14 protein-coding genes are annotated in these 19,017 nt (G+C 63.2%); 5 read left to right on the top strand and 9 right to left on the bottom strand.

Features of this window, described 5'->3' with window-relative positions; genetic code table 11:
- Window positions 1-4 precede the first annotated feature (4 nt).
- Window positions 5-1,720 carry a prenyltransferase/squalene oxidase repeat-containing protein gene (locus tag ACZ6YA_RS10150; RefSeq protein WP_465896960.1) on the bottom strand — a complete coding sequence of 572 codons (1,716 nt, stop codon included), beginning with the start codon at window positions 1,718-1,720 and terminating at the stop codon, window positions 5-7.
- On the bottom strand, window positions 1,717-2,808 hold the full coding sequence (locus tag ACZ6YA_RS10145; protein WP_465896959.1) for an AMP-binding protein: 1,092 nt from the start codon (window positions 2,806-2,808) through the stop codon (window positions 1,717-1,719). The genes ACZ6YA_RS10150 and ACZ6YA_RS10145 overlap by 4 nt, the downstream gene beginning before the upstream one ends.
- Window positions 2,809-3,328: 520 nt before the next feature.
- On the opposite strand from ACZ6YA_RS10145, the gene ACZ6YA_RS10140 reads away from it, so the two are divergent.
- Both ACZ6YA_RS10140 and ACZ6YA_RS10135 read left to right on the top strand, forming a co-directional pair.
- Complete coding sequence (locus ACZ6YA_RS10140; RefSeq protein WP_465896958.1) at window positions 3,329-4,708, top strand: 3-deoxy-7-phosphoheptulonate synthase class II; 1,380 nt, start codon at window positions 3,329-3,331, stop codon at window positions 4,706-4,708.
- 24 nt (window positions 4,709-4,732) lie between these two features.
- A complete protein-coding gene (locus ACZ6YA_RS10135) occupies window positions 4,733-5,923 on the top strand; it encodes an MFS transporter (RefSeq protein WP_465896957.1) in 1,191 nt (396 codons plus the stop codon).
- Window positions 5,924-6,053: 130 nt separating this feature from the next.
- Here the strand turns inward: ACZ6YA_RS10135 and ACZ6YA_RS10130 are convergent, their stop codons facing one another.
- Together ACZ6YA_RS10130 and ACZ6YA_RS10125 are read right to left on the bottom strand one after the other, a co-directional pair.
- Window positions 6,054-7,193 (bottom strand): glycerate kinase, encoded by a 1,140-nt coding sequence (locus ACZ6YA_RS10130; protein WP_465896956.1) that lies wholly within the window; start codon window positions 7,191-7,193, stop codon window positions 6,054-6,056.
- Between the two features lie 112 nt (window positions 7,194-7,305).
- Window positions 7,306-8,403, bottom strand: coding sequence for a sugar diacid recognition domain-containing protein (locus ACZ6YA_RS10125; RefSeq protein ID WP_465896955.1), 1,098 nt, complete (start codon window positions 8,401-8,403; stop codon window positions 7,306-7,308).
- A gap of 163 nt (window positions 8,404-8,566) precedes the next feature.
- On the opposite strand from ACZ6YA_RS10125, the gene ACZ6YA_RS10120 reads away from it, so the two are divergent.
- A complete protein-coding gene (locus ACZ6YA_RS10120; protein WP_465896954.1) occupies window positions 8,567-9,895 on the top strand; it encodes an MFS transporter in 1,329 nt (442 codons plus the stop codon).
- Window positions 9,896-10,009: 114 nt separating this feature from the next.
- Window positions 10,010-10,894: an alpha/beta hydrolase gene (locus ACZ6YA_RS10115; RefSeq protein ID WP_465896953.1), complete on the top strand. Its 885-nt coding sequence runs from the start codon at window positions 10,010-10,012 to the stop codon at window positions 10,892-10,894.
- A gap of 9 nt (window positions 10,895-10,903) precedes the next feature.
- Here ACZ6YA_RS10115 and ACZ6YA_RS10110 read toward each other — a convergent pair whose 3' ends face one another.
- Both ACZ6YA_RS10110 and hisN read right to left on the bottom strand, forming a co-directional pair.
- Entirely contained in the window at window positions 10,904-11,635 is a 732-nt protein-coding gene (locus tag ACZ6YA_RS10110) for a hypothetical protein (protein WP_465897201.1), read from the bottom strand.
- Between the two features lie 110 nt (window positions 11,636-11,745).
- Entirely contained in the window at window positions 11,746-12,537 is a 792-nt protein-coding gene (hisN, locus tag ACZ6YA_RS10105) for a histidinol-phosphatase (protein WP_465896952.1), read from the bottom strand.
- 220 nt (window positions 12,538-12,757) lie between these two features.
- On the opposite strand from hisN, the gene ACZ6YA_RS10100 reads away from it, so the two are divergent.
- Entirely contained in the window at window positions 12,758-13,402 is a 645-nt protein-coding gene (locus ACZ6YA_RS10100; protein WP_465896951.1) for a helix-turn-helix transcriptional regulator, read from the top strand.
- A 145-nt stretch (window positions 13,403-13,547) separates the two neighbouring features.
- Here the strand turns inward: ACZ6YA_RS10100 and ACZ6YA_RS10095 are convergent, their stop codons facing one another.
- The 3 genes from ACZ6YA_RS10095 to ACZ6YA_RS10085 form a co-directional block, all read right to left on the bottom strand.
- The gene (locus ACZ6YA_RS10095) at window positions 13,548-15,551 is read right to left on the bottom strand and encodes a MacB family efflux pump subunit (RefSeq protein ID WP_465896950.1); all 2,004 of its coding nucleotides are present in this window, start codon (window positions 15,549-15,551) and stop codon (window positions 13,548-13,550) included.
- Between the two features lie 2 nt (window positions 15,552-15,553).
- Complete coding sequence (gene macA, locus ACZ6YA_RS10090; protein WP_465896949.1) at window positions 15,554-16,708, bottom strand: macrolide transporter subunit MacA; 1,155 nt, start codon at window positions 16,706-16,708, stop codon at window positions 15,554-15,556.
- 20 nt (window positions 16,709-16,728) lie between these two features.
- A partial coding sequence (locus ACZ6YA_RS10085; RefSeq protein ID WP_465896948.1) for a thioesterase domain-containing protein occupies window positions 16,729-19,017 on the bottom strand: 2,289 nt, incomplete at its 5' end.

Here is a 19,017-nt window from a genome sequence, read left to right as displayed (position 1 = left end):
GTCCTTACGACAACTGAAGGCTAGGCAGCTGCAGGCGTTGGCCTTCGGCAAAGGCCTCGAGCAGACGACCGAGGCACGCGGACAGCGCGTCTACCCCTTGCAGAAACAACGGCGACCAGGCATGACCTGCGTCACTGCGCACCTTGTCGAGGAAGAAACGCAGGTGTTGCACGTCCACGGGCAAACCCAGGTCGGCAGCCAGTGCCACCGCCTGGTAAGTGCTGAGCAGGTCGGGAATGCGTTGCCCCTGGTTGGCGAAGCCGCCCTGACGCACCTTGTGCGCAGCGAGTAAATGCGCGGCGGCTTCAGCTACGTCATGGCCAATATAGGCGAGGCAAACCAGTGCCTGGAGACCGGCGCGCAACGAGGTTTCACCGCGCGGGAACGACGCGTGGCCTTGCGTCTGCCGGCAGCGCATTACGTAGCCTTCGATGGCGGCCAGGTCGACGCCGCTTGCATCGCCCAATTGGCGCAAGATCGATATCGCCGAGGCGGTGGACACCATGTCCGAACCGCGGCCTTCCCAGAAGCCGAAGCCACCGTCCGGGTTCTGCAGCGAAGCCAGCCAACGGCCGATGGCTTGACGCGGCGCAGGTTGGTCAGTAAATGCACCGGCTGCCAGGCCCCAATTGGTGCAGCGTACTTCAGCCCCGCGACCCGGCATGTACATGATCCCAGGCTCATTGGGCATCTGACAGCCTTCGATCCAGTGCACGGCAGCGTCACGCTGTTGCGCTGCAAGGCTGCCGCCCAGCACCGCGGCCGCACTGGTGAGCACATCGGCGGCAGTGTCGGCATGGCGGTAGGTGTATCCCCCCTGGGGCAGCGACAATCTCCCAATGAACGCTGCCACACCGTCCGCCAGATGGGCCACCGGCTCATCCAGCGCCTTGAGCGAACCCACGGCACAGAATGCGGCCCAGACATCTTCCCCGTCGTAACCCGACCAACGCACGAAGGCTCCGGTTGGCCCGCGCAAGCTGTCGATCCAGGCGACGCAGCGCTGACGCCCCAGCGGTTGCGCCTGCAATGCCGTGAGGCTGGCCGTAGCCCGGTAGGTTGCCCACAGGCACGGTACCTGCGCCGCTTCGCTGAAGCGGAAACCACCACAATCCATCTGCTGCGCCTGCAGCCAGCCGATCAGACGCGGCAGGTCCCATTGCGGCGCGGGTAAACCCTGGCGCGCCAACGCACGCGCGGCCATCACCCCGTAGAAACAGGCACGCGTATCCGCAAGGTTGCGTTGGGCAAAGTCGGCTGACCAGCTCAAGCCACCATTGGCACACTGCAAGCCTTCGAGCCAGGCATACAGGGGCGCGGTGTCGTTCACCTGGCCTTGGCAGACTCCGATCAAGGTACGCAGGGCGTAATGGCTGGCCCACACGTCGGCCGTCTGGCCTGGACACATGGCGTAGGCATCGCCGTCGAACAGGGTATGGATCCAGCCCGCTGTCTCATCGCGACGTTCGACCACCACGCCCAGGTCGTTCAGCGTCTCGGTGCAATAGAACGTCGCCCAGGCGTCGGATGGCATGCCCTTGCTCCAGGCGAAGCCACCCTCGCGATTACGCCGCGACAGGATGTAGGCCTGCAAGGCGGGCGCGTCGACCTGGTCAAGCCGCTCGGCCCAGGCCAGGGTACGAATCGCTGCATAGGTGCACCACAAATCCGGCTGGCCATTACCCAGGCCCTGCCCTTGCGGAAAACGCGGCGGCATCATGACTGGCCACCGACAAAGCGCAGGTTGGTCTTCTTCCAGCTCTTTTGCGATGCGCCGCTCTTGTTCAACGCCGACAGGTTGTTGACGAACAGCACACGGCTCCAGCGCAGCCCCATGTGTTGCTCGGAACGCAGTTGCAGTTGCGCCTGCAGAGACGCTTCCTGGCTGACGTCCCAGCCGACATCGCGCTCGAGGATCAGCGCAGCGCTGTCGTTCAGTCGGTCCACTTCGATGACATAACCGGTAGCATCGCAGGCGCCATACACGACCTCCTCGACCGCACGAATCTCCAGGCCAACTCCGCCCACCACGATACTGTCGCTGTCGCGCCCATTGATCACCAGGCTCGGGCTGGCCTGGCCCGGCGCCCACGGCCCGGTGATGGTCACGCTGTCACCGGTGTCCAAGCGCAGCAACGGGCGGGCATACAGGTTGAGTGGCGTGACGACCAGGCGGCCGGTCAGACCTTGCGCAGGGGTCACTAGCCTGCCATCGGGCAACAGCAGCTCGAAGTAATGGGTGGCAGTGGCCAGGCGCATCTGTTTGTCATCACCCACCGCCGCCAGGGTGCCGGTTTCGGTGCTGCCGTAACTGGCATCGAACACCTCGCAATCCCACCCGCGCGCCAGGCGCTCGCGGAACGGTTGGGTGTTGACCTCACCCAACAGCATGATCGAACGCACCGACTCGGCGAACGTCTGCAGCAGTTCGCGTTGTTTCAGGTAGCGCGTCAGTTGCACCAATACGCCAGGGGCGATGAACAATACCGTTGGACGGTAGGTATCGAAGGTCTTGCAGACGCGTTCCCAGTCGGTAATACCCGTGGTGAACGGGTAAAGACGCACGTGGGAAACGTCCAGGTACTCACAGACATTGGCGATCAGGTCGCCAACCGGAACGATGTCCGATGGCATCAGGTTGGCCACCCGTGCACCGGGTTGCAGCACCCCGCGCCACTGGCTGGCGACACTGACAGCGTTCCAGATGATGTCCTCTTTCAAGCGGGGCGTCGGCGTCGGCTCGCCGGTTGTGCCGGTAGTGGTGTAGTACTTGACCGCCTCACCGAGTTCCACCCTGCAGAACTTCAAGGGTTGACTCTTGAGCAGTGTTTTAGCAGTCGTTGGCAATTGTTTGAAGGCTGTGTAGCTGTACGCTTCAATGTTGGCGTAGTGAGCGCTTTGTTGCGCTCGCGCCCAGACCGCCTGCAACTTACGTTCATAAAATGCGGCGTCTGGAATATACCCCGCCCGCTGCTGAAGCTCGCGCTCCGCCTCCTTCAACACGCCGTAATCCTGGTCCCTGTGTACAAGCATCGACTCGCCCTCTCGAATAAGCAGCGCAGAGAATTGGCGAGTGTTCGGCATAAGTAAAATACTTATTTGAAACCTTCGGTGATAGTTGCAAAGTATTAATCTGCAACTTGAGGTTGTAAAACCCGATTAACTAGTAGGGTTTTTCTGATTTTATTAGGCCATTCACCCCGTAAATCCAGTGAGATATCAGACAAAGATATTTAATGTATTTCCCAAGCCCTGTCCGGCCTGCGCACTATCGCCTCCTCCTGCTCCCCACGGCAGATCGAGCGACGAACTTCTCAGGAGAAACACCATGCTGACCCCTACCGCCGCTGTGGCGGATGCCCAGGCCGCCTGGACGATCGATTCATGGCGCAGTTTTCCTGCCGTTCAACAACCGCCCTATGACGACACTCAAAGTTTGCGCCTGGCCCTCGAAGCGTTGGCCCAACGCCCGCCCCTGGTGGCCTCGGCGCGCGCCCTGCAGCTCAAAGCCTTGCTTGCCGAAGCCCAGCAAGGCCGCCGATTCGTCCTGCAGCTGGGTGACTGCGCCGAGCGTTTCGATCACAACGACCTGGCGCAAAGCACGCGGCAAGTCGCGCTGTTGCAGCAGATGAGCCAGGTGCTGATGCATGGCCTGCAGCTTCCGATCGTGCAGGTCGGCCGTCTCGCCGGGCAATACGCAAAGCCACGCTCCGCTGATACGGAACAGCGTAACGGCGTGATTCTTCCGGTATATCGTGGTGATATCGTCAACCATCACGATTTCAGCCCAGAGGCGCGTCGGGCTGACCCACAGCGTTTGCTGCAGGCATATGCCCACTCGGCAGCGACCCTCGAACACCTGCACAGGCTCCAGGCCGACGGTATCGACAACCTCTTGCTTGCGGAACACTGGCCAGTGGGCTGGCTCGACCAGGCCCAAGACGTCGAGCGACTTCGCGCACTGCTGGCAGAGGTACACGGCACACTGCGTTTCATGCGTACGTTGGCTGGCTCTGAGTCGAGTAACTTCCTGCACCGTGAGATGTACGTTTCCCACGAAGCGTTGCTGCTCGAATATGAGCAGGCGTTGACCCGCCAACAGAGCGATGGCCGTTGGCTCAACCTGGCGACCCACCTGCCCTGGATCGGCTTGCGCACCGCGCAACCGCACGGTGCCCACGTGGAGTACTTGCGCGGCTTGGCCAACCCGCTGGCAGTAAAGGTGGGTGCCGACACCGACCCTGATCAGTTGCAGCGATTGATCTTACGGCTGAACCCCACCAATGAACCCGGTCGTTTGACCCTGATCCACCGCATGGGGGCCGACCGTCTTCAAGCCCATTTGCGGCCACTGATCGAAACGGTGCAAGCGGCTGGTGCCCAGGTGCTGTGGCTATGTGACCCGATGCACGGTAATACCCGCACGCTACCCTGCGGCACCAAAACCCGCGTTTTCGACGACATCCTCGCTGAAGTCGCCAGCGCCTTCGCCGTGCATGCGCGCCACGGCTCGGCGCTGGGCGGCTTGCACCTGGAAGCCAGCGGCGATGACGTCACCGAATGCCTGGGAGGGACGGTGGGCCTGCAACCGGCTGATCTGGGCCGACACTATTCGAGCCAGGTCGACCCGCGGCTCAACCGTGAACAAGCCATGGAACTGGCACTGCGCGTCAGCCTGGACGCCGGCGCCTGGCGACAGCACCTTTGAACGGATAAGGATTTCTTTGTACCCATGCCTATCGTCATCTCTGTATTTTCCCTGTGCACCTTCACCTTCGGCCTGTCGGAGTTCGTGGTGGCAGGATTGCTTTCGGCCATGGCCGAAGACCTTGGCACCTCCACCACCGCTGTCGGCTCGGCCATTGCTACCTATGCACTCGGTGCGGCCATCGGCGCGCCGCTACTGACGGCGTTAGCTCTCGGCTGGCGTGATCGCACGTCACTGGCGCTGACATTGGCCGTGCTGGCAGTCGGTAGCCTGGCGCTCGCCTGGGTTGAACAGCTGTCGGCCTTGAACCTGGCGCGCTTCGTGATCGGCCTGGCCCATGGTGTATTCATGGCAGTAGCCGCCGACGTGGCGGTGAAACTGGTTGACCCGCCACGCGCGGGCCGAGCGTTGTCGCGCGTGTGGCTGGGGCTGACCCTGGCATTAGCCTTGGGTGTTCCGCTGGGGACGTTGCTCGGCAGCCTATGGTCGTGGCGGGTAATCTTCGTCGCGCTGGGCGTCCTCGGTTTGCTCAGCCTGTTCGGGCTGCTGCGTCTGATGCCTCGACAAAAGGCACCGCTACCGCCTATTGAAGGCCGCCTGGCAGGCCTGGCGGCGTTGATGCAGCGGCCACTGCTGGTGGCCGCGAGCGTGGCCATGCTGGTCAGCGTAGCGACCTTTTCGTTCCTGACCTACGTCTCGCCTTTTGTGTTGCAGGTGACCCAGGGCGGCATACCTATGTTAAGCCTGGCGATGCTGATGTTCGGCGCAGCCACCATCCTCGGCAACTTGATTGGCGGTGTTATCGCAGACCGATTCGAGCCAGGTCGATGCTTGAACGTTGCCCTGGCGGTGCTGGCAGCAAATCTGGGCCTTCTCTATCTGGGCCGCGAGCAACCGTGGGCGGTCGTACTGCTGACTGGTGTGCTTGGGGCAGTGTTCTTTGCCATCGTGACCCTGTCGACACTGCGCCTGCTTGGCCTTGCCAAGCGATTGGCACCGTATGCCACGGGCGTGGTATCGGGCTTGAGCATTGCGGCGTTCAACCTGGGGACCGCGCTGGGCGGTGGGCTGGGGAGTTTGATGATCGAGCGGATCGGCCTGGTTTACCTGCCACTGGCAGGTGCTGCGGCTGCGTTGCTTGCCCTGGGGTTGATGATGATGCAATCCAGAACAAAACCCGCGAGCGCGCCGCATGCTCAGTGGGAGCGGCTTTAGCCGCGAAGCAAGCGACGCGGAGGATGGCACGGGCTTCGCCCGTGTTCGCGGGACAAGCCCGCTCCCACAGGGATCGCGCAGCTTTCTAAGTTTTGTGGAAGACAGTTGCTCCCACAGGGGCCTGCTTGATTCAAGATTGTCGCGCACACCGCCAAATCCGGGCAATATCCCCGGCCCGAGCCTGCAGCAACCCTGCGGCATCGGCACACGCCTGCTCCAGCGTCATTGGCCCACTGGTCACTGCAAACGCGGCATCGATACCGTGCGCATACAGTTGCTGATAGCCCTCACCCAAAGTGCCCGCCAGCACCACCACCGGCACGTCATGGCGCTTGGCGATCCGCGCCACGCCCATCGGCGTCTTGCCCCGCAGGGTCTGGGCATCGAAGCGCCCTTCACCGGTGATCACCAGGTCGGCGCCTTGCACCAGCGCATCCAGCCCTGCCAATTCGGCCACGACCTCGACCCCCGGGCGGAACTGCGCACCCATGAAGGCCTTGGCCGCGAAGCCCATGCCGCCGGCGGCGCCACTGCCCGGCTGTTCGCGTACATCGTTACCCAGAAGCTGCGCACAGAGATCGGCAAAATGGCCCAGGGCCTGGTCCAGCGCCTGTACCTGTGCGGGGCTGGCACCCTTTTGCGGGCCGAAGATCGCCGAGGCGCCGTGGGGACCACACAACGGGTTGTCGACATCGGCGGCGACGTCGACCTGCACTTCGGCTAAACGTGGGTCCAGCTCGCTGGCATCGATGCGTGTCAACCTGGCCAAGGCTAATCCGCCCTCTTCCAGCGCCTGGCCGTCGGCATCCAGCAAGCGCAGGCCAAGGGCCCGCAACATCCCGCTGCCGCCGTCGTTGGTGGCGCTGCCACCAATGGCCAGGACAATGCGCTGCGCCCCGGCGGCGAGTGCCGCAGCGATCAGCTCGCCGGTGCCCCAGGTGCTACTGCGGCAGGCATCGCGCTGCACACTGGGAACCAGCTGAATGCCGCTGGCCTGAGCCATCTCGATGATCGCCGTACGGCTGTCCGCCAACCAGCCCCAACCGGCTTCGACGCTCTGCCCCAGCGGCCCACGAACGGTGACACGCCGCAGTTCACCTTGGCTGGCGGCGACGATCGCCTCCATGGAGCCTTCACCGCCATCGGCCATGGGGCACTCGACCAGCTCGGCTGCCGGCAAGGCTTCGCCAATGCCCGCCGCGATGGCACGGGCGACACCGGCAGCATCGAGGCTGTCCTTGAACGAGTCGGGGGCGATGACGATCTTCATGGGGAATCTCCTGTCCAGATGAGCGGCATGCTGACAGCTGTGCAAGGCAAGGGCCTCGGTCGGATGCACAAAAGCGCCCACAGGTTGTTTGGGCAAATGCCTGTGCTGGCACTCACTCGGCTGGCAACAGCTGCAAGCCCAGGTAAAGGCTCAGCATCCCTTCGAGCCGCAGCGGGTCGACTTCCGCCAGTTCGGCAATGCGCTCCAGGCGATAACGCAAGCTGTTGCGGTGAATACCCAGGGCATCGGCGCAGGCCTGGCTCTGACCATCGTGCGCGCACCAGGCGCGCAGGGTCGCAATCAACTGACCGCTGGCATCCTTGGCACGAATGCGCTGCAGGGGTTCAAGCAGTTCGTCCAGGGCATCTTCATTGCGATGACGCCAGAGCAACGCCGGGAGGCGATAGCGTTCGAGACTCAGCAATTGCTCGTTGGGCAATACTTCGCGACCATAGGCAAGCAGATCTCGAACCCGCCGGTAACCGCGGCGCAACTGCTCAAGACTTTGCGCCGGTCCGCCCAGTGCCAGGCGCTCGATCTCCCAGCCACTGCGCTGCACGCGTTCGAACAGGCGCCCCTCGTCCAGCAGCACGCCGGCCGGCCGACACCACAGTAAGGAGTCACGCGCCGGGCTCACGCACCAACTGTCGGGGTAGCGGCTCATCAACCAGGCCGCCAAGGCTTCGGCGGGTGGGCCTGCGCGCAACTCGAACAGACACGGGATGCGGGGCAATTGCGGCTTCAGGCCCAATTGCTGCGCTTCGTCCACCAGTCGTGGCGAATCACCACTGCCACCGAGCAGCAGGGCCAGCAAATCATCGCAACGCTGCCGGCGCCACTGCTGCTCAACCTGCAGATGCCGCTGCGCCAGGAGCATCTCGGCCGTCATGCGCACCAGTTCGCCGTAGGTGCGCATCTGCTGCGGGTCGCCGGTCAATCCCAGCACGCCGATCAGGCGCCCATCGAGCATCAAGGGTAAATTGACCCCCGGCTGCACCCCCTTCAGGCATTTGGCGGCCTCCACATCCAGCTCGACGATCCGGCCATTGGCCAACACCAGCTGTGCACCTTCGTGGCGGGTGTTGATGCGCTCCGGTTCGCCGCTGCCCAGGATCAGCCCCTGGCTGTCCATGACATTGACGTTGCACGGCAGAATGGCCATCGCACGATCAACGATATCCTGCGCCAGGTCATGGTCCAGTTCGAACATTCAGCGATCCTTATGGGTGTTAGGCTTTGTACCGCAGCACAGTCGCCAGGGCCAATGGCTGTGCAAAAGCACAAAGACAGGCGCATCGCACTCCCCGAGACTCGTCAGGGCGAGCGCCGGCACAGGCGACGCGGCGACAACCATAACAACAGAGAACCCGATCATGGCACACAGCCCCGCCCCTGACCAAGGCACGGATATCACCCGCAACGCGCTCTACCGGCGCATCACCCTGCGGCTGATCCCGTTCATTTTCATCTGCTACCTGTTCAACTACCTGGACCGCGTCAACGTCGGCTTCGCCAAGCTGCAGATGCTCGACGCGCTCAAGTTCAGCGAAACCGTCTACGGCCTCGGCGCCGGGATTTTCTTCATTGGCTACGTCCTCTGCGGCCTGCCAAGCAACCTGGCGCTCAACCGCTTCGGCCCACGGCGCTGGATTGCGGCGATGATGATCGCCTGGGGTAGCCTCTCGACCTGCCTGCTGTTCGTCACCACCCCTACCGAGTTCTACACCCTGCGTTTGCTGACCGGCGCAGCCGAGGCCGGGTTCTTCCCCGGCGTGGTGCTGTACCTCTCGCGCTGGTTCCCGGCTGATCGCCGCGGCCGCATCATGGCCCTGTTCATGTCGGCTATCCCGGTTTCGGGCCTGCTCGGTGGGCCGTTCTCCGGCTGGATCCTCGAACACTTCGCCGCCGGCCAGCATGGTTTGGCCGGCTGGCAGTGGATGTTCCTGATCCAGGGCCTGCCAACCGTCGCCCTGGGTATCCTGGCCATCGGCATGCTCAGCGATGGCTACCAGAAGGCGCCCTGGCTGAGCCCGGCCGAACGCCAGCTGATCGAGGCCGACCTCAATGCCGATGCTGCCAGCAAACCCGCCACCAACGGCGACGGCGTGCTCGCGGTGCTGACCAACCCGCTGATCTGGACCTTTGGTTTCGTCTACTTCTGCATTCAGAGCGGTGTGTACGCGATCAACTTCTGGCTGCCGTCGATCATCAAGAACATGGGCTTCGACAATCCGCTGCTGATCGGTTGGCTGAGCGCCATTCCGTACCTGCTGGCCGGTGTGTTCATGATCCTCTGCGGCCGCTCGGCGGACTTGCGCAACGAGCGCCGCTGGCACCTTGTGGTGCCGATGCTGATGGGCGCTATCGGCCTTTTGATCGCGGTCAACTTCGCCGCCAACCCGACCATCGCCATCCTCGGCCTGTCGATTGCCACCATGGGCGCCCTCACCGGCCTGCCGATGTTCTGGCCGATGCCGACCGCGCTGTTGAGCGCCGGTACCGCTGTCGCAGGCCTGGCGATCATCAACTCGGTGGGACAGATGGCGGGCTTCCTCAGCCCGTACCTGGTCGGTTTCATCAAGGACCAAACCGGCTCGACCGATGCAGCGCTGTATTCGCTGGCGGCGCTGATCGTGCTGGGCAGCCTGGTGGCATTGCGCGTCACGCGTGCCAATGCCTTGAACACCGCGCAAGAAAACTGAGTGGGCGATGGGGCCGCCTTGCGGCCCCTTCGCTTCATCTCCCGTAACAATCCTCTCGCGTCCGTTCGGTCACTTTTCCGACATCAAGCCCTGGGCATCTGTTAAAACGCCCTCATGCCTACCCAATTGCTTACCCTCTTGCGCCGTCGCTGGCTCAGCTGGCTGTGTGCCGCGCTACTGGTCATCGGCTTGCCTACCGGTTGCGCCGTGCTGCAGCACAAGGAGCGCGAACTGCTGTTCCGCATCGAGCCCGGTCAGGCCAGCTGGTTCCGCGGCCTGCCCAGCGGTGTGCAAGAGCTTGACCTGCGCCCGCGCAGCTTTGCTGACAATCAGAGTCTGCACGCCTGGTGGTGGCCGGCCCGACGCGCCGATGCACCAGCCATCCTCTACCTGCACGGGGTTCGCTGGAACCTCACCGGCCAGCTTTTTCGTATCGAACAACTGCATGCCATGGGCTATTCGGTACTCGCCGTCGATTACCGCGGCTTCGGCCAGAGCCGGGGCGACCTGCCGTCCGAGGCGACCGTTTACGAAGACGCCCGGATTGCCTGGGAACGCTTTACCCTGCTGCAACCGGATGCCGACAAGCGCTTGATCTTCGGCCATTCACTGGGCGGCGCGGTGGCAGTCGAACTGGCGTCGGAACTGGCACGGGAGGCCGAAAAGGCGGGCAGCGCAGCGCCGGCACGCGGGCTGATTCTGGAATCGACCTTCACCTCGTTGGGCGATGTCGCCACCGCTGTCGCCAATACCACGCTACCGGTGCGCTGGCTGCTGTCACAGAAATTCGATTCGCTGGACAAGATCAAGGGCGTCGGCCTACCGCTGTTACTGGTGCATGGCCTGGACGACCGCTTCGTTCCGCCACGCTTCAGCCAGCAACTGTTCGAGGCAGCCCAGGAACCCAAGACCTTGCTGCTGGTGCCCGGGGCAACCCACAACAACAGCATGAGTCTGGCGGGGCAGCGCTATCGGCGGGCCATACAAGCACTGCTGTGATACCCGCCCTTACTGCACCGGCAGGAAGTTCATCAACAACAGGCTTTGCGCATAGTTGAGGCCAATCCGCCGGTAACGCTCATCCAGCAGCTCGGCCAGCAAATCCAGGCGCGCCACGATCTTGCCGAACTCCACAGCGAAACTCAGGTTGCTACCCTCCTCGGAAATCTCGTTGGAGAACAGCAGCAACACGCCATTGGCATCCTGCCGCTGGCTTAGCATCCAGGTGGCCTTTTCGATGTTGCGCGCGGCGTTATTGACGAATAACGGGTCGATGGTATCGGTGATGTAGAACTCGCTACGCCCGCCGTGCGCGGTAATCAGCATGCTGCCGATGGCGTAGATGAAGGCGCCGACCCGGTCACCGCGAAAGTCCGGGCTCAGGGCATAGCTCAAGGCGTCAAGGTCGCGACGGTTGCCCAGCTGCGGCAGGGGTTGGTGCTGTTCGATGGCGATTCGGATCTGCCGCTCGGCCGTGGCGGCATTGAGATAGCCGGACATTTGCAGCTGGTTGGGGTTGCGCAGGTACAGCTTGCTCATCAGCAGGTAGAGGCTCTGCAGGTTGTCGCGCATGGCCAGCGTCGCCATACGGTCGACGCTGGTCTGGAACAGCTCGCTGGGTTTACCGTTGCCGAACTGGCTGACGATGTCCTGGCCTTGTTGCTGGGTACAGGCACCCACGCACATCAGTGCGCCTGCCAACAGCAGGCGCGGGAGGATTTCAGCTGTGTTTGCAACCATCGGCACCGGATCGACATCGGCGGCCACGCTGGGGATCGGCGCGGCCTGGCCAAGCATAGAGCCCGGAAAGCGGAAAAAGTGCGATGGTGACGTTTACCGGTTGTCAGTGCTCACATCGCATGCCGCAGCATCTCGACAACCTGAGCATGCAGCAGCGGATCACCACAGGCCACGACGCACCCCCCATTGTGCGCCGAGCTACCATCCCATGCGGTGATTACCCCACCCGCTCCCTCAATGATCGGCATCAGCGCCTGCACGTCGTAGGGCTGCAGGCTAGCCTCGACGATCACATCGACATAACCCGAAGCAAGCATGCAATAGGCGTAACAATCGCCACCGTAGCGCATCAGCCGCGCCTTGCCGGCCACCGATTCGAAGGCGGCCTTGCGCTCAGGGGTGTCGAACATGTCGGGCGTAGTGCACATCAACGTAGCCGACGCCAGGTCGGCACAAGCACGGGTCTTAAGCGGCGTGCCGCTGCTCCATGCACCTTGCGGCGTACCGATGAAGCGCTCGCCGGTGAATGGCTGGTTCATCACGCCCACCACAGGCCGCGTGCCATCGTTCAGTGCAATCAGTGTGCCCCACAGCGGCAGGCCGGTGATGAACGCGCGGGTACCGTCGATGGGGTCGAGCACCCAGGTCAGCGGGCTGCTGCCCACCGCCACGCCAGCCTCTTCGCCGAGGATGCCGTGCGCGGGATAACGTGCCTGGATCAGCTCACGCATGGCGTCTTCGGCAGCCTTGTCAGCCACGGTCACCGGGTCGTACAGGCGCCCACCCTTGTCCTCGACCTCCAGGCTGGCACGAAAGTACGGCTGGATCGCCGCTGCGGCGGCATCGGCCAACTGTTCAGCGAAGGCGCGGAATTCGCCGATCTGTTCAGCACTCAGGGACATGGGGTCAGGCCTCGTGAAAATGATGGGGCTCGCATGATACCCGACAAGCCGCATCGCAGTAGCCGCCTGCCGCAAATGCCATTGTTATGCCATTGTTGCGACTTCATTTAACCGTCACTCATTCGTTGTACTAGGATAACAACCACCTCCCGCGACAGGCCCAGGATGCAGGCCGGCAACTCGGTGGGAGGTTGCACCTCGAACTTTCAGGGATGACACGATGAATTCGCACTTGCTCTACCCGCAGATCGGCAAAGTCATAGCCAGCACCGGCAGCCGCCAGTTCCCGCGCATGCTCCACGACTTGATCCAGGCGCATCTGGATATCGATGCCACGCAGATACGGCAATTGCCTGTGGTTCCCGCCGGCCTGGACAGCACTTCGGCGCTGATCAACGAAACAGTTTACTCTTCCGAGCAATGCCTGGAAGGCGGCTATAACGACCCATCACGCTTGCACCTGATCCGCCGCAATGGTGACTCGCGCTACGAGATCCAGGTGCTGCGTGCGGGCTCGACCTATGGTTTCTCGGCCCATGAGCGCAGCCGGCTGGATGACATTTCACCGTTGTTGCTGCCAATGCTCGAAAAGCACATCGACGCGTTGCAGCCTAGCCCCGAGCGCGCTGCACCAGAAAGTCTGCAACAGCGCTTCATTGATCGGTTGACCCAGTCCGGGCTGAAATTGTCAGAACGTGAGTGCCAGGTGTGCCTGGGCCTATTGGCTGGGCATACCGCACCGGAGCAGGCCGAGCGCTTGGCGTTGAAGGTCAATACGGTAGAAAGTTACTTGCGCCGGGCAGCGATCAAGCTGGGGATCAGCGGGCGCCACTCGTTGATGCGTTGGATGTATGGTGACAGTTAGATTTCCATAGGGCAGCCCATCCTGTGGGAGCGGCTTTAGCCGCGAAGCAAGCGACGCGGTGGATGGTACTGGCTTCGCCGGTGTTCGCGGCTGAAGCCGCTCCCACAGAAGCCGCTCCCACAGGAAAGGACCCGGTGCGGCAACTTCAATCGCGCGCCAACGCCTCGATAGGGTCCAGCCGTGCCGCATTCCTGGCTGGAACGAAGCCAAACACGACACCGATCAACGTCGAACAGGCAAATGCCATCACGATCGACCCCGGCGAAAACACCATCTCCCACTGCTTCACGAACAGCTCGAACAGCGAGCCTATCCCGTACGACAGGGCAATCCCCACTACCCCGCCAAACAGGCAGACCATCACCGCCTCGACCAGAAACTGCTGGCGAATGTCAGACTGTCGCGCGCCCACTGCCATGCGGATACCGATCTCGCGAGTGCGCTCGGTCACCGACACCAGCATGATATTCATCACCCCGATGCCACCCACCACCAGTGAAATCACCGCGATCAGCGACAGCAGCAGCGTCAGCGAGCGGCTGGTCTTCTGCACCGTCTGCATGATGCTGTCGAGGTTGTTGGTGAAGAAATCCTTGGTGCCATGGCGCTGCAGCATCAGCTTGGTCACCTCCTCCTCCACCCGTTTGCTCGGCACGCCGTCCTTGATGCGCACGCTGATACTGTCCAAGTGGCGCTGGCCGAGCACTCGGCCAGCGGCGGTTTCGTAGGGCACCCAGATGTTCAGCTGGTTGCTGGCGACGAACAGGTTCTTGTTCTCGGCGGTCACGCCGATCACCGTGCACGGCAGGTTGCCGACCAGAATCACCTGGCCCAGCGGATCGACGTTCTGCCCGAACAGACGCCGACGCGTGTTGTGGTCGATCACCACTACCTGCGCCTGGCGCCGGGCGTCGTCGGTGCTGAATACGATGCCTGAGGCCAAGGGAATGTTGCGCACCTGGAAGTAGTGTTCACTAACACCGTTGAGCTGAACGTCGACATCCAGATTGCGGTAGCGCACCAGGGTGCTCTGGCCGATCACGGGCGTGGCGCTGTCGACGTAATACAGTTCGTTGAGCGCGGCGACATCGGCCGGCAGCAGGGTTTCGATGGTCTTGGCCCGGCTGTCGCCGAAGTTGCTGCCTGAATAGATATCGATGGTGTTACTGCCGATTGCCTGAATGTCCTTCAGTACATAGCCTTTGGCGCCTTCACCGATGGCCGAGATGGACACCACCGAAGTGATGCCGATGACGATGCCGAGCATGGTCAGCAAGGTCCGCATCCGGTGCGAGACCAGCGCAATCCAGGCCATCTTGAAGGCCTCGCGGAACATCCCCAGGCTAGCCACCAGGCGCCGGGGTGCAGGTGCGTGCGGGGCGGGTTCGGCAGATCGCGAGGGCAGTGCTTGGCTGGCATTGCACCGGTCGCTGACGATCTGCCCATCGCTGACCTCGATGATGCGCTGCGCATGGGCGGCGACCTTCGGGTCGTGGGTCACCAGGATCACCGTGTGCCCGGCGGCATGCAGCTCCAGCAGGATGTTCATCACTTCCTTGCCGCTGGCGGTGTCCAGCGCGCCGGTGGGCTCGTCGGCAAGGATCACCTGGCCACCATTCATCAAGGCCCGACAGATGCTGACCCGCTGCTGCTGCCCCCCGGACAGCTGGCTCGGGCGATGTTCGAGGTGCCCGGCCAGGCCCAGGCGCGTCAGCAGGTCACGCGCACGCTCATGACGCCGGCCCTGCGGGGTGCCGGCATACACCGCCGGAATCTCCACATTGCGCAGCGCATCCAGGTGCGGCAGCAGGTGGTAGCGTTGGAAAATGAAGCCGAAATGGTCGCGGCGCAGCGCAGCCAGGGCGTCGTCATCCAGCGTACGGGTTTCCTGCCCGCTGACGTGGTAACTGCCGCTGCTGGCGTTGTCCAGGCAACCGAGGATGTTCATCAAGGTCGATTTGCCCGAACCCGACGCGCCAATGATCGCCACCAGCTCACCGCTGCGGATCTCCAGGTCGATCCCCTTGAGCGCCAGAAATTCGCGATCACCTGCCATGAAGCTGCGGGTGACGCCCTGCAAACGCAGCAAGGCTTCACCGGTATCCTTGCTAACCGCGACAGACGGGCTGAACTCGACATTCATGTTCATGCTCACGCCCCTGCTTCGCCAGACACCGGCTCACCAATCACCACCCGGTCGCCGACTGCCAGGCCATCCTTGATCTGTACCTTGACGTTGTTGTTGATGCCGGTCTGCACGTTACGCACCTTGGCGAAGCCCTTGGCGTCGAGCACCCGCACCGGGAAGCTGCCATCGTTATTGCGCAGGCCCAGCGCCGCCACCGGCACGGTCAGCACGCCAACGGCGGTGTCGAGGACGATATGCACTTGGGCGGTCATCGAGATACGCAGGCGGTGCTCGGGATTGGGCACCTCGAACAGGGCGTTGTAGAACACAGCGCCATTGGGTTTGGCGCTACTGTCGTTCTTGTCGCTGCTTTGCGCGTAGTTCTGCGGGGCCGGCTCGGTGCCGCGCAGCTTGGCGTAGTAACGCTTGTCTTCACCGAGGATGGTGAAATACACCTCCTGGCCCGGGGCGATATGAATCACATCGGCTTCCGAGACTTGCGCCTTGACGGTCATGGTGTCGAGGTCGGCCAGCTTGAGCAGCACCGGCGCCAACTGGTTGGCGATCACGGTCTGCCCCTGCTGGGTAACGATGCCGACCACGTGGCCAGTGATGGGCGCGTTGATACGGGTATAACCGAGGTTGACCCGGGCGGTGTCGATTTCGACCCTGGCACTCTGGATCTGCGCATCGAGCGAACGCACGGCGGCCTGCTGCACTTCGTACTCCGACTCGGCATTCTCGAAGTCCTGGCGCGACACCGATTCGTCGGCCTGCAATTCGCGATAGCGTTCGTACACCCGCCTGGCCTGCTTGAGCTGGGCCAGGGTCGAGCGGCGTTCGGCCTGCAGCTTGTCTTCGTCGACCTCGGCCTGGCGCAAGGTATTGCGCAGCACCAGCGGGTCGATCTCGGCCAGCCACTGGCCCTGCTCGACCTTGTCGCCGAGCTTGACCTTGAGCGACTTCAACTGCCCGGACACCTGGGCCCCGACATCCACCTGCTTGATACCTTCCAGGGTACCCGTGGCCAGCACCGCGTTTTCAATGTCGCCCGTTTCAACGGTGGCGGTGATGTATTGCGGTGCTTTGGCCGGCGCCTGAATGGCGTACAGCGCGGTACCCGCGACCAGTGCCACGGCAATGCCGAGGCTGTATTTGCGGAATCTGGACTTGTCCATGAACACTCACTTTCCCATGATTACTCGGTTATTTTGTCCAGCTGCAGTGCCTGGCCGTCATGCCACCACGCCGCCAGGCTGAACACATCCGGTACCTTGAGGATGCTGAAGTGGTTGCCCGGACCTTGCCACAGTGCCAACTGCGGCATCAGCTGCTGCCAACCGGCCTGCATAGCCGCCTGTTCGCGCGCATTGCCTGGGGCATCCAGGCTGGGGTCATCGACCAGCACCAATCCCACCGGGCCGCTGTAGCCCAGCGTCGGCCGATAGCGTGTGCGCAGGGCTGCGGCGAAGGTACGTACCGTCCCTTCCAAGGCTTTGGGCGCAGAGCGCACCGGCATCAACCCGACCCGCACCATCGCCCCATGCAGTTGGCGCAACTGCTCCTCATCGTTGGCCAGGCCGAAGGCCAGCGGCTCGATGCCCAAGGCCTTGCCGGTGGACAACTGCAACGCGTCAATCAGGCGCTGCAGCGCTTCACCGAAGGTATAAGGCTGGCCACAGGTTCCCCCCTCGCCCGGCGCCTCGCTGTCGATCAGGGTCAAGGAGCGCACCTGACGCCCCTTGGCCTCGAATCGGGCCGCCAGGGCATGCGCCACCCAGCCACCGAACGAATGGCCGACCAGGTTCAGCGGCCCGTGCGGGTACAACGCTTCAATGGCCTGCAGATGGCAATCGGCAGCAGCTTCGACCGAGGCATGCGGCACCGAAGCGCCGTCCAAGCCTCGGGCCTGCAGCCCATACAGTGGCCAACTAGGCCCCAGCGCTTCGGCCAGGCCAATGAAGCTGGTGACGCTGTCGCCCGCTCCCGGTACGCAGAACAACGGTGCATGACCCGGCTGGCCGGTCTGAATGGTGACCAGCGGCTGGTAAGCCAAGGCTTGGTCGGCCTGCCTTGACGTCACGCTGTCGAGCGCATGGGCGATGGCGGCACCGACCGACGCCACATGGGGCGCCTGCATCATGCTGCGGTGGTCACCGGGCACAGCGATATCGACCAGCGTCTGCGTGGGCAAGGTCTCGCTCCAGCCCAGGCTCGACAGCCCATCGCTGCCCTGCTGCGCCCTGAAGAGATGAACCGGCACACTCAGTGGCGCCAGGCGGTAGTGGGCCATGGACTGCCCGTGTGCCAACTCGCGGGTAAAGTAATGACGCAAGTGTTCATCGCCCATGCTGGACCACAGGCCATAGAGCAGATCGTGTTCACGGCAACTGGCCAGCAGCGTGGCGAATTCGGCCTGCTCGGCCTCCAGCCTTTGCAGTTGCGCCAGACGCGCTTCGCCAACATCACCTTGCGTGCGCCAGAAAGTGCTGCAGTTGAGCAGCAGCTGCCGCTCCAGTGCGCGCGGCCCTTGCCAGCGCGCCTTGCCTTGATCGGCCAGGCGCGGCACATAGGTGTCAATCAGGCCGAGGAATTCCACTGCCTCGTCCGCGCCCAACAACTGATTAGCCATCTCGAAAGCCAGCACACCACCGAACGACCAGCCTGCCAGACGATAAGGGCCGTGGGGCTGGACATTGCGCAACTGTTCGACCTGGTAGCGGGCCAGGCACTCCAGCGTGCGGGGTTGAGGGTCGCCGCAAGGCACACCCGGCAGGCCATACACCGGGAAGTCACCCGGCAGGTGCTGGCCCAGCACCGGGAAGTAGAAGTCCAGGCCGGTGAACTCGTGCACCAGGAACAAAGCCGGTTGGCTGCCTGTGGCCCTGACGGTGACGACGGTTTGGGCCTGAGCGCTGCGACTGGCATCCAGCAAGCGGGCCAATGCGGCCACGCTGGATTGCTGGAACACGTCGTTGATGGCCGCTTGCAGGCCTGACTTGGTGAGTCTGTCGATCAAGCGGATGGCCGCGAGCGAATGGCCGCCCAGCTCGAAGAAGTTGTCGTGGCGGCTTACCCGCTCCACGCCCAGCAGTTCGGCCCACAGGGTGGCCAGCAGGGTTTCGGTCTCGCCTTCAGGGGCCTCGAACGGGCGGTCCTGAATGGCGTCCGGCTCCGGCAGGGCCTTGCGGTCGAGCTTGCCGTTGGGGCTCAAAGGCAGCGCTTCGAGGTGCATGAACAGCGCCGGCACCATGAACTCGGGCAGGTGTGCGAGCAGCGACGAGCGCAGGGTTTCCGTGGATTGCGGCTCGCCGGTGTAGTACGCGATCAGGCGTTGGTCTCGGGCTACCACCACGGCTTCCTGGATGCCTGGGATGGCCGTCAGGCTGGACTGAATCTCGCCCAGTTCGATACGCAGGCCACGGATTTTCACCTGGTCGTCATTGCGCCCAAGGTATTCGAGGTTGCCGTCGGCCAGATGCCGGGC

The organism is Pseudomonas sp. NPDC090752, from assembly GCF_055584805.1.
This window is presented reverse-complemented; position numbering and strand designations above follow the sequence as displayed.